Annotated in this window: 10 protein-coding genes; 4 read left to right on the plus strand and 6 right to left on the minus strand. The window is 65.4% G+C overall.

What is annotated here, in order from left to right; genetic code table 11:
* Nucleotides 1-246 precede the first annotated feature (246 nt).
* The 4 genes from ACWDTF_RS11875 to ACWDTF_RS11890 form a co-directional block, all read right to left on the minus strand.
* Complete coding sequence (locus tag ACWDTF_RS11875) at nucleotides 247-1542, minus strand: PucR family transcriptional regulator (protein ID WP_240860392.1); 1296 nt, start codon at nucleotides 1540-1542, stop codon at nucleotides 247-249.
* Between the two features lie 13 nt (nucleotides 1543-1555).
* A complete protein-coding gene (locus ACWDTF_RS11880) occupies nucleotides 1556-2968 on the minus strand; it encodes a phytoene desaturase family protein (RefSeq protein ID WP_449754433.1) in 1413 nt (470 codons plus the stop codon).
* The gene (locus ACWDTF_RS11885; protein WP_449754434.1) at nucleotides 2965-4827 is read right to left on the minus strand and encodes a DUF3556 domain-containing protein; all 1863 of its coding nucleotides are present in this window, start codon (nucleotides 4825-4827) and stop codon (nucleotides 2965-2967) included. Before ACWDTF_RS11885 ends, ACWDTF_RS11880 begins: the two co-directional genes overlap by 4 nt.
* Before the next feature lie 95 nt (nucleotides 4828-4922).
* Entirely contained in the window at nucleotides 4923-6386 is a 1464-nt protein-coding gene (locus ACWDTF_RS11890; protein ID WP_433257219.1) for an AMP-binding protein, read from the minus strand.
* Between the two features lie 165 nt (nucleotides 6387-6551).
* Here ACWDTF_RS11890 and ACWDTF_RS11895 point away from each other — a divergent pair, with 165 nt between their 5' ends.
* The 3 genes from ACWDTF_RS11895 (at nucleotide 6552) to ACWDTF_RS11905 (ending at nucleotide 9549) form a co-directional block, all read left to right on the plus strand.
* Nucleotides 6552-6986, plus strand: a complete 435-nt coding sequence (locus ACWDTF_RS11895) for a nitroreductase/quinone reductase family protein (RefSeq protein WP_240860401.1) — start codon at nucleotides 6552-6554, stop codon at nucleotides 6984-6986.
* A gap of 192 nt (nucleotides 6987-7178) precedes the next feature.
* Nucleotides 7179-7910, plus strand: coding sequence for a hypothetical protein (locus ACWDTF_RS11900; RefSeq protein WP_449754435.1), 732 nt, complete (start codon nucleotides 7179-7181; stop codon nucleotides 7908-7910).
* Nucleotides 7911-7998: 88 nt separating this feature from the next.
* The gene (locus ACWDTF_RS11905; RefSeq protein ID WP_449754436.1) at nucleotides 7999-9549 is read left to right on the plus strand and encodes a serine/threonine-protein kinase; all 1551 of its coding nucleotides are present in this window, start codon (nucleotides 7999-8001) and stop codon (nucleotides 9547-9549) included.
* Nucleotides 9550-9901: 352 nt separating this feature from the next.
* On the opposite strand, the gene ACWDTF_RS11910 is transcribed toward ACWDTF_RS11905, so the two are convergent.
* Nucleotides 9902-10819, minus strand: a complete 918-nt coding sequence (locus ACWDTF_RS11910) for a DUF222 domain-containing protein (protein WP_449754437.1) — start codon at nucleotides 10817-10819, stop codon at nucleotides 9902-9904.
* 191 nt (nucleotides 10820-11010) lie between these two features.
* Nucleotides 11011-11373 (minus strand): Rv2640c family ArsR-like transcriptional regulator, encoded by a 363-nt coding sequence (locus ACWDTF_RS11915; RefSeq protein ID WP_449754438.1) that lies wholly within the window; start codon nucleotides 11371-11373, stop codon nucleotides 11011-11013.
* Between the two features lie 99 nt (nucleotides 11374-11472).
* On the opposite strand from ACWDTF_RS11915, the gene ACWDTF_RS11920 reads away from it, so the two are divergent.
* Nucleotides 11473-11585: VOC family protein (locus ACWDTF_RS11920; RefSeq protein ID WP_449754444.1), on the plus strand; the 113-nt coding region annotated here is incomplete at its 3' end.

The raw sequence follows: 11585 nt of genomic DNA on the forward strand, positions 1-11585 counted from the left end.
CAGAAACCGCTGATGCGCCTCGGGTTTCTGACCAGACACGCGGTTTCTGGGTTCGCGACACGCTGACGCGCACTCGGACGAGGATGTTCGTCCGGCCTTGGTCCGCAACGAAAAGTAGGGGAAGAAGTTCTTCCCCTACTCTTGGAGCTTAGGGGAGGAAGTTCTTCCCCTAGATTCTTCGGCAACGACGGAAGCGTACTTGCCCAGTTCAGAGGGTTGGTCACCGAACTCTTCGACGGATTCAGGCTAAGCCAGCACGGCCGGACCGAGGAATTCGCACACGAGCAGCGCAACCGCGAGATCGAGTCGATCACGGCCGGAAGGGATCTCCGCAAGAGCCTTTCCGATGCGGTACTTGACGGTGTTGCGGTGCAAGTTCAGCTGCTCGGCAGTGTGCAGGTGACTTTCCTTGGTGGCCAGGAACACCGACAGTGTCTCGCGCAGCATCGCCGCATTCGGGGAGTCGTCCGAAAGGCTTCCCAGGACTTCACGCACCCAGGCACGGGTGGTCTCGAGATCCTGGGCGAGCATCGACACCACCGCAACCCCTCGGTCCCCGAAGCCCACCACCGGAGTCGACACACCGGGCAACGTCGCGATGGCGTAGGCGGCGCGAGCCTGCTCGTGGCTGCGACGAAATCCGCGAATGTCACCGGCGGGCAGTCCGATTGCGATTCGCGTCGCCGCCGGTACGCGAACTCTCTGCATGACCTCCGCGGCGTCGACGCTGCGCGCCCGGCTGCCGAGCGGCACCCACATCCAGATCGTCGATCGGTCGACCGCGGTGATGACCGGCGGGCCCTCCGGTAGGAGCCGGCTCGCCATGTCGCGGGCGGTGCGATCCAGCTGCCGCAGGTCTGTCGCCTTGTCGTCGGGTGTCCACAGGATCACCGCAAGATGATTCTGCGCCAGGCGATACCCGGTCTCCCGCTCGAAGGAGCGCTCGTCGGGATCGGCAGAGTCCAGCAGCTGATGGATGGTCGAGGACAACACATTTCCCTCGGTGCCGAACCATCGTCGTCGTTCGTCTTCATATGCCTGGAAGACGTAGAGGGTGATCCAGTCGATGTAGCCGAAGATCACGTCCGAAACGTGTCGGGTCACCGCCATCGCCATGTCAGCGTCGAGCGACAACTCCTCGATCATGCGGTAGCACAACCGCATGACGCTGTTCTGTCCGAGGTGATATGCGCGCACCAACGAGTTCGACGGTACGTCGCGCTGAGCCAACCGCATAGCGTATTCCACTGCCGCCGTGGTGGGTTGCAGATGTCCCACCGGAATGTCGTTGGCGAGCACATGGATGATCGTGGAGACGTTTCCGTGCACGCTGGCGCCGAGCATCTCCACCAGTTTGGGATCGGTATCGAGCTGATCGATCTCCCGGGCCATCATGGCCGACAGGTCGGCGACGAGTTCGGGCTCGTTTTCCCGCAGTTGCTTTGCGATGATCGCCACTTGCTCGAGGACGTCGGCATTCGCGCTCATCGGCACTTCGGCAAGACGGTCGCGGGCCTGCTGCCCCGCATTCGAGCCACTCATCGATCCCGCCCCGTCATCGCAGTCGCCGAAGACCCGACAGCGCCGCCAAGTGCCCGCACAGACCGTGCACACCGGCGCCGGGCGGAGTGGCCTGCGAGCAGATGTAGACCCCGTCGACACCGGTGGCGTACGGATCTACGGCGGCCCGTGGACGGAAGAGCAGCTGTAACCCGTCGTTCGCACCGCCGATGATGTCTCCGCCCGCGAAATTGGCGTTATACGAATGCATCTGCGCGGTAGTGGTGCTGTGAGTGGCGACGATCCGATCACGAAAGCCCGGGGCAAACCGCTCGATCTGGCCGACGATCGCTTCGGTGGCGTCGCCGTCATAGCCATTGGGTACATGCGCATAGGCGTAGATCGGATTGATGGAGCCGTTGCTGCGCGTCGGGTCCGCGACGTATTGCTGGCCGAGCAGCACGAAGGGCCTCTCGACCATGACGCCCTGCGCCCGCTGGGTCTCCGTGTGGCGCACCTCGTCGAAGTCGCCGCCGAGATGTACAGTCCCGGCGCGGACGAGATCAGGGTTGGTCCAGGGGATGTCGCCGTCGATGGCGAAATCGACCTTGAAGGCCGACGATCCGGTCCGATACTTGTTGTAGGAGCGTCGAATCCGGGCCGGCATCCGATCGCCGTAGATCGAAAGCACCTGTGCCGGAGACAGATCCAGGAGCACGAGGTCGGCCGGTGGGATGTCGGCGCGAGCACTGACCCGAACACCGGTCTCGATCTTGCCGCCTTCATCGCGCAGCGCCGAGGCCGCTGCCGCGGTGATCGCGCCCGATCCGCCTTCGGCGACCGGCCAGCCGAAGCGATGTCCGCTCGCCGCGATCATCAGGCCCAGCGACGCGGTCAGCGGTCGGTCGAGACGGGTGTAGACGTGCGCGGCGATGCCCCCGTACAGCGCCCGCGCCGTCTCCGTGCGGAACCAGCGTGCCGCCACGGTCGCCGGCAACAGGGCACGCGGGCCGAATGCGGCGAGACGGAGAGGATGATGCGGCACGTTGACGATGGGCCGCAGCAGATCCTCGCCGAGGGCGTCGAAGTTGCGTGCGAGGTCCCCGAACATCAACTCCCATCGGCGTCCGTCGTCGCCGAGGCCGGCAGCGGTGGCCTCGATCGACCGGTACAGCAGACCTGCCTCGCCCGTGTCGAGCGGATGTCCACAGTCGATCTCTGGCCACCGCCACGTCAGGCCGTGACGATCGAGTCCCACCTCGGCCCAGAACGGCGAGCCGACACCCAACGGATGGAAGGCCGAGCAGTGGTCGTGGATGACCCCGGGCACCGTCAGCTCACCCGAACGCGCACCGCCGCCGATCTCGTCGGATGCCTCGAGCAGCGTCACCTCCACGCCCGCACGGGCGAGCGTGAGCGCGGCGGCGAGCCCGTTGGGCCCGCCGCCGACCACCACAGCAGTGGTCACTGACCCACCTTGTTGGGGGTCTGAACTCCGGTCTGAGCTACACCGTTGGAGCGCATCTGCGGTTCACGCACCACCTCAGGATCGGTGACGGCGCGGCGAGCGTCAACGTCCAGCGTCCAGTCCACCTCGAACGGGATGGGCCCGTTGGGCAGCCACGGCTGCTCGCCGACCGCGTCGCGAACCCGATAGGTGCCGGTCTCGATGACGCCGAGTGCCGCGTCGATCACCTTGAACCGCTGTGTTCCCCGGTGAATCGGCTGGGATTCGATCCAGGCGATCGTGAACTCACCCGGAGCGAAGTTGCAGCGTCGTTGCAGCGCGGCGATCATCTTCTCGTCGTGCAGATGCCCGTCGCCGAAGTTGAAGGCCACCAGCGAGTTACACGAGAACTCCGCCTCCCGGAGCGTGTAGGTGTCGATGTCGTCGCCGAGATGGCGCATCATCAGCGAGAACAGCGCCCGGCCCTGACTGTGCATCGACCGCCACGCCATCATCTGATGCATCACCACGTCGGCCACCTCCGGTTCGTAGGAGGCGAGCAGCTGGGTGCGGGTGTTCTTGGCGCCGCGGACGACGAACTCGTCGAGCTTCTCCTCGGCGCCTGGCGCGAACGCCCAAGTGGCCGATGCCCAGTTGCCCGCGTACTGGCGCATGGACGGCAGGAACGACACCAGGTCGGGCCGCAGATTTCCGAGAATCGGGAAGAAGCACAGGGCGGCGGCGATCAGCACCATCGCCCAGGGCATCGACGTGTCGGTGAGGCCGAAGCCGTCCCAGTTCGGGAAGCCCCAGAAGAGGAAGATCGCGGCGAACGCGAACAGCAGATTCCATTCCAGCGGCACCGCCAACGGGAACGTCGACAGGATGAACAGGTGGAAGCACACCATCAGCGCGACGGCCCCGAGGGTGAGCCACTTGTTGGTGGAGAACAACAGGATCAGCGGCGTGACGATCTCGACGATGGTGCCCAGCACATGGCCAACGCCGCCGGCCAGTTTCGACGGCCGCATGTCCTCGGGAAAGCTGCGGTAGTGCGCGCGCTTGATCGCCTTGCTGCCCAGCCACGGTGTGTTGGAGAGCATCGGCGGGATCACCATCGAGAAGTGATGTCCCATCTTCGACACACCCGCCCCGACCCACACCGTGACCATCAGCAACTTGAGGGCGATGATCATGTCCACGAATGGCAGGAAGCCGAAGAAGACGATCGCCGGCAGGTACTGTTCCGAGCGCGCAGCAATGAAGATCACCTTGTCGCGCAATCCGATCACCACCATCAACGCGATGAGCGGGTACATCAGTACAGGGTTCACCAGACCAGCGTTGTCGGCGACCACGGAGTCCAGCGACGTCGAGCTCACACCCGGAAGGACGATGGCCACAACCAGATTCACCAAGATCAGCGAATAGACCGCGATGTCGAACGGCGTGCGGGTGTCACCACGGGTGAACGGCACCTTGTCCGGCCACGGTGGCAGACGAATCGTCTGCGGCCGTAGCCAATACAGGAATCCGCCGGTCATCGGCTTGAAGTGCCCGGCCAGCGGACCCCACGAACCGCCGATGCCGAGGACCTCGACCAGCACCGTCCACAACAGGGCCTTCTGATAGACAATCGGCTCGTTCCACCACTCGCCGACGTGCAGCGGATTGAGGCCGGACGTCAGGGTGGCGATGGTGATGCCCACGCCGGCGTAGAACACGAACACCTTGACCAGATAGATCAAGTGCACCATTTTCGGTGTGCCGAAGCCGTATTCGGCCCAATGAGCGCCCAGGATGCGCAGTCGCTCGAGGAATGGTTTGTCCAGGAAGGTCGCCGGGTCGACCGGCGGGAAGTCGGGTTGGGTCAGTCCCATGGCAGATCGCTCCTCAGTTGATGTGGGTATGGGGGTTCGGGTATGGGGTATCGCCACGACGCCGGGCGGCGCCGCGGAGGCTTCTCTTTGTTCGCTCAGGTGGGCAGCGGGTCCTTGAGGCCGCTCCGTAGAGATGGCTTGTCGATCTTTCCGACGGGGTTGCGCGGTAGCTCGTCGACAACGTGAATACTGCTGGGCAACTTGATCTTTGCCAGCGCACCAGCGATGTGCGCGATGAGCTGCCCCTCGGTGATCATCCGATCGGGATAGGAAACGACAAACGCGACCGGCACTTCGCCGTACAGGTCGTCGGGCATTCCTACGACCGCGACTTCGAGCACGTCGGGATGAGTGGCCAGAGCGTTCTCGATCTCCTTGGGATAGATGTTCTCTCCGCCGCGGATGATCATGTCCTTGATCCGGTCGACGATGGTCAGGTAGCCGTCGGCGTCGAGCCGTCCGACATCGCCGGTGTGCAGACGTCCGTCAATCACCGTGCTGCTGGTCGCCTCGGGTCGATTCAGATAGCCGCGCATCACATTCGGGCCGGTGATGACCACTTCACCGATCTCGCCGGTCGGTACCTCGTTGTCGTCCGCATCGACGATGGCGATGTGCTGGTCGGGCAGGGCGGGGCCGACTGTGCCCAGCTTGCGCACTCCGTCGACCGGGTTGCACGCCGAGGCGCACGTGCCCTCGGTGAGTCCGTAGCCTTCGACGATGGGAATGCCGAGTCGGCTTTCGGCCACCTCCAGCAACTCCTTCGAGATCGGTGCCGCACCGCAGATCGCAAACCGCAGGGAGGCAACGGCATCCGCGGTGAGTCCGGGCTGCGAGACCAGCAACGCGTAGATCGTCGGTACCGCTGAGAAGTACGTCGGGCGTAGTCGTGCGGTGTCGTCAAAGAAGCGCGCGGGCGAGAATCTTCCGGTGATGCTCAGTTGGCCACCGGCAAGCATCGGAGCCAGGAAGCTGACGCAGATCGCATTGACGTGGAACAGCGGTAGCACCAGCAGTGCGTGATCGCGCTCGGTGAGCGAAAGATGCTTGGCCATGGCCGATCCCATGTAGAGCAGATTCGCGTGCGTCAGGCGTACGCCCTTGGGCCGGCCGGTGGAGCCCGACGTGTAGATGAGCAGCGCGTCGTCGGACGCCGTCGGATTTCGCGGAGGCTGCCAGTCCGGCGATGCCTGTTCGGCCAGGTCTTCCGGTGCGATGACGGTACGTGCCGGCGACGTGCAGTCCGGGCCGCCGACAACGATCCGCGCGCCCGAATCGTCCAGCTGGTAAGCCGCTTCCACTGGGGTGAACGCCGGGTTGACCGGAGTCGCAACCGCACCCACCCGCCAGGCCGCGATCATCGTGATCAGCAGCTCGACGCGATTCGGCAGAAACGTTGCCACGACGTCGCCCGCGACAACTCCGCTGCGGCACAGCTGCTCGGCGACCGCTTCGACGCGACGTGCGAACGTGGCGTAGTCGAGCGACACCGAATCGTCGCGGACACACGGAGCAGCGCCGCGTTCGGCGAGGTCCCAGGCGAAGTAGCTACCGGTCACGTTTGTTGCCCTTTCGGTGACGATGGGGTGTGATCCAGGACACTATGTGCGGATGAACGCGCTGGGTACGGCCTACCAAGCCAGAGTTCGGGGACCGAATTGTGCTGAGAGGACAATCGGGGCTGCGAGACTTGACGCAGTCGTTCGTTGGCGAAAGGTCTCGTGATGGCATCGCTCTTCATCCGCACGCTGCAGGCTCACCAGTGGCTCTACGAGCACTCCGGTGGGCTCGTCGGGCATCGGCTGCTGTTCGGCAATCCGACGCTCCTGCTGCGGACCGTCGGGCGTCGTACCGGTGAAAACCGCTGTAGTGCACTGACATACGGCCGCGACGGGGACGCCTACCTGGTGGTTGCTTCCAACGGCGGTTCGCCGAGGCCGCCGGGCTGGTTGGCCAACGTCAAGGCCAAGCCGGACTGCGAGATCCAGGTGGGCCGCACACGTCTACAGGTGGTTGCTCGGCCGACCTATCCCGACGACCCGGATTACGCCCGGCGATTCGAGATCGTGGATAAGGTCAACCAGGGCCGATACACCGGCTACCAGAAGAAGACGTCCCGGCCGCTGGCCATCGTCGAATTGAGGCCGCCACACGGGTGATGCCATCGGGCAGTCACTGCCCATCGCTGTCGGCGTGATGATCAGTCCACTCCCGATTGTCGCATGGTGTTGTTGCTGGTCATAGGTGCGAAACTGATCGGCGGCGGCATCACCATCCTGTGAGCACCCATCTGCGGTGACCTCCCACCCGAACCACCGGCGTACGAGAAGTCTCGAGAACCGGAGGTCATCGTGGAGTCATCAAGTGGTCGCAACTCAAGGCGAGGTCGTCATCGCGCACCCGAACGTCGCCGTTGGGCGGGGTGGGTCGCAGCGGGGTCGGCCCCGGCCGTGCTGGCGTTTGCCGGAGCAGGACTGGCATCCGCCGAGACCACCGCACCGGCCCGACATCCCGCGGTGACGGTGCACCAGTCGGGCGATCGCACCGGCCCTGGTGTGCGTGCACTTCCCCGCTCAGCGCCACTGCCACGACTCGATCCGGCGAAGTTCCGGGCGCCGCAGCGGACCCAACCGGTCCGGCCGATCGTCGCCCCGCGCGGCACAGTCCGGATCGGCGACCTCCAGGCGCCGACGCCGAATTGGATGAACTCGCAGCAACGCTCACAGGTCAACAACGCGGCAGCCGACGCCGAGGCGCAGGTCGCCACAGCTGCCGATTCGGTTGGCCTGCCGGCCGCCCGGTCGGATCGGGTTGCCGCAGCGGTCGTCGGTGATTCCGCCGCTGGTGCCGCCATCGCCACGGCCACTGTCGGAGCTCCGCTCGCGGCCGCAGGTGCGCTGGTCGGCGGTGTCGCGGGACTGATCGTCGGCGTGCCGTTCCTCCCTGCCGGCCTTGTTGCCGGTCCGATCGCCGGTGCGGCCATCGGCGCAGCGGCCACCGCTGCCCCGTTCACCGCACTCGGCGCGGGCATCGGTGCCGGCGTCGGATTGGCTCGCGGATTGGCCGAACCACCGCACCGCTGAGGTCTGCTGTCGTCCGTTCGGACGCAACCCTGCGTGCTGACGTGACACTCTCTGTGTGATTGCCGATGCTCTACACAGGGAGGTCAGCATGGGTGCCAGCGGGACGCGGTTGGCGGCGGGCGACGTGATCGCCGGCTACACCGTCATCCGGACGTTGGGGCGCGGCGGGATGGGCACGGTGTACCTCGTGCAGCATCCGCGCCTGCCGCGGAATCAGGCGCTGAAGGTGTTGGCGTCGACGCTCGGCGGCGATCCGTCGTTCCGGGAACGCTTCCGACGCGAGGCGGATCTTGCATCGCGCCTCGATCATCCGAACATCGTCAACGTCCAGGACGCCGGGGTCGAGGACGACGTCATGTGGATCGCGATGCAGTACGTCGACGGGACCGACACCGCGGCGATGCTCCGCGACAGCGACGGACCCCTGCAGGCCGACGCGGTGGTGGGCATCATTGCTCAAGTCGCGTCGGCGCTCGACTACGCGCATGCGCAGGGGCTTCTGCATCGTGATGTGAAGCCCGCCAATGTCCTGGTGACGGCCGGGCACGGCGGTACTTGGCGGGCGCTGATCGGTGATTTCGGTGTGGCCCGTCTGATGACCGACTCCACCGATCTCACCGGCACCGGCAACATGATCGGGACCCTCAACTATGCGGCCCCCGAAATGTTCGGTGGCGCGCCGCTCACACCTGCGGTCGACGTCTATGCGCTCGGCTGCACGCTGTACGAGTTGCTCGCCGGCCAGCCCGTCTTCACCCGGCCCGACCAGCTCGGTCTGATCGGCGCACACGCACACGCTCCGGTCCCGCGGCTGTCCGAGGTGCGTACGGATCTACCGCTCGCACTCGACGACGTGATCTTTCGAGCGCTCGCCAAGCGGCCCGAGGACCGCTTCCGCACGTGCACCGACCTGGCTGCGGCAGCGTCTGCCGCGCTGCATGAGAAGCCCGCTCCGACAACGACTATGGGACGAACGGTGGTGTCACCACCCGCCTATCGTCCGACCGAGATGCGACCCACCACTGCAGTGGGTCGACCCAACTTCAGTGGTCCGGCGCCGGCGTATCCGCCGCCAGTGAACCGACCGCCGACCGGACCGCCCCATGGTGGTCCGGTTTCAACGCCCCCGCGTCGGACCGGGTTGATCGCCGCCGCGGTGGTCGGGGTTGTGGTTTTGGTGGCGGCCATCGCGATTGCTGCGGTGGTTCTCACCGGCGGTTCCGACGACACACCGAGTGCCGCGGTGCAGACCACACCCTCCACCGTGGGGTTGTCCGTCACGGAGACGTCACCGCCGACAACCGCCTCGACCACTGCGGAGGCATCGCTGACGGGAATCTGGCGTGGGGCGGTGTCAGGAGATCAGACGGGCTTCGACGTCGTCGCCACCATCACCTCGAATCAACCAGTCGCCGCGAGCGTCGAGTATCCGCAAATCGGTTGCGCCGGAACATGGACCGAGAAGTCTCGGCAGGGGACGACGGTGATCCTGACCGAGAACATCACCCGTGGCACCTGCGTCACGTCGGAGATCACCATCACCCCGATCTCCGACGATTCGCTGTCCTACTACTCCAGCTACTACTCGCAATCCCAGAACCGCACGTTCGTCATCAACGCGACGCTACGGCGTGTGTGACGGCGCCGCTCGAGCCGCAACACGCCGCTGATCGCGAGTCCCCGCGCTGATCGAGCCACCCCCACGCTGATCGAGCCACCCCCGCTGATCGAGCCGACTCCGAGCCCCTGGGCGAGGCGTCGTGTCGAGATCACCAACGCGACCCGACTACCCAAGCCCGAGATGCGCTTCCAGCTTCCCGACGAGCCGGCTCTCGATCACCGACTCCGCGTTGATGGTCTGCCGAAGTTGCAGGCGGGCGAGTTCGTCACGCGTCCGGGCGTTTTCGAGCAGCTGGAACTGCCCGACGATGGTTTCAAGACGCGTCGGACTCGCTTCGCTCGCTCGGCGCTCCTCAACCCGGCGGCTGTCGTCAGGTGTGTCGGCTCCGGCTTCGTCCGGCGGCGGCCCATGGATCTCCGCGCGTACCTGGTTGAGGCACCGCTTTCAACAACGCGTTGAGCGCGTCGTGGTTGCACTGGGCCACCGACCGGCCATCACGCAGGGCGGCCGCGGCCACCACGTCGGGGTCGGCATCCTCGTACGACCCGGACGGCGACTCGGGGTCTTGTGGGTTGTTCATTCCGGGCTGCGCCCACGCAGCCAACATCGTGGCAAACCGGTTCGCCAGAACAGGATCCAGGGTGCCGGTGAGTTTCGACGTGCCGTCGGCGCGTTGCTTGTTCATCCACAGGTTGCGGCGTCCCGCGCGGTCGGCGTCGTCGGACAGGGTGCCGTCGGGGTCGAGGTGACCGAGGAGGCGTTGTCCGGCGGTGGCGATGTCGTTGGGGGTGTGTTCTTTGGCGATGTCAACCATCTGCCGCTCAGCAGCAACCTGCACATCGTGCGGGGTGGCGCGCGGGATCTGATCAAGCGTGTCGAGCACCGCGCGGATATGTCCGTGCCCGATGCTGCCCTCGGCGAACGCTTCGGCCACCACGGGGAAGCGGGGTTCGCGATCCTCGCCGGTCGGCTGACGAAAGGTGGCAGTGACGGCCATCTGGGCGCGGCGTCGGCCCGGGTCGGACACCCGCAGGCGGGCGTTGAAGAAGTTGGTGGGACTGCGATATCCCATGCGGTGGGGCAGATCTCGATCCGACACCTCGACCAGCTGCCGGTCCCCGGCATAAGTCATGCGGGCCAGCGCCTGCTCGTGCGCGGCGGCGACCTCGACCAGTTCGTCGTCGGTGCACGCGGTCAGATCGGCCTCGACCAGCTCGTCGAGCAGGGCATGGACCTGCGCCACCAACTCCGCTGCGCGGGACGTGCCGCCGCCGATAGTTGTGGTCATCCGATGCTCACCTGTCATCTCGCAGGACATCGGTGACACTTCCGCATCAAGACATCGGTGACAGTTTGAGGGGTCTAGGTGGTGACACTTTTCATTGGTGTCCGCCACACAACGCTATGTGCGTTGCGTGGCGCGGTTGCCGACGAGGGGGAGCCTGACGCAGGTGCTCAACTGACCGCGCCTGCGACGGTTCAGCAGCACCCTGTGGTGGCGCTGAGAACGCTGCGTAGCGCTTCCAACGACTCTGGCCGTGCGCGGTAGTAGACGTTCATCCCTCGTCGGTCAGGTGCGACCATGCCGGCCTTGCGGAGCTGCCCCAGATGGTGGCTCGTGGTGGCCTCGGTGAGGCCGACCGCGGTCGCGAGGTCGCAGGTGCAGATCCCGTTCCCGGTGTCGGCGAGCAGGATCGAGACGAGTTTGATCCGGACCGGATCGGCCAGCGCCTTGAGTCGCAGAGCGATTTCTAGGGCGGTGTCGTCATCGAGCGGGGCCGCGGATACCGGTGCGCAGCAGATCGGGGCACTGATGTCGACCATCGGCAAGGTCTTCGGCATGACCCGACCATACGCGCGTTCTTGACATATGTCGAAAAGGTGGGCATGCTGCATGGTGACCGTAGTTCGATATATGTCTCACAGGTGAAGGTGATGGTCATGTCCCGTATGCAGCTCGCGCTCAATGTCGATGATCTCGATACCGCAATCGAGTTCTACTCCAAGCTGTTCAACACCAGCCCGGCCAAACGCAAGCCGGGATACGCCAACTT

This window comes from Gordonia sp. NPDC003422 (assembly GCF_053588675.1).

Coding starts and splice junctions, on each gene's coding strand:
- ACWDTF_RS11915 (WP_449754438.1), bottom strand. CDS start 11,373: ATGCCGAAGACCTTGCCGATGGTCGACATCAGTGCCCCGATCTGCTGC.
- ACWDTF_RS11875 (WP_240860392.1), bottom strand. CDS start 1,542: ATGAGTGGCTCGAATGCGGGGCAGCAGGCCCGCGACCGTCTTGCCGAA.
- ACWDTF_RS11885 (WP_449754434.1), bottom strand. CDS start 4,827: ATGGGACTGACCCAACCCGACTTCCCGCCGGTCGACCCGGCGACCTTC.
- ACWDTF_RS11910 (WP_449754437.1), bottom strand. CDS start 10,819: ATGACCACAACTATCGGCGGCGGCACGTCCCGCGCAGCGGAGTTGGTG.
- ACWDTF_RS11905 (WP_449754436.1), top strand. CDS start 7,999: ATGGGTGCCAGCGGGACGCGGTTGGCGGCGGGCGACGTGATCGCCGGC.
- ACWDTF_RS11895 (WP_240860401.1), top strand. CDS start 6,552: ATGGCATCGCTCTTCATCCGCACGCTGCAGGCTCACCAGTGGCTCTAC.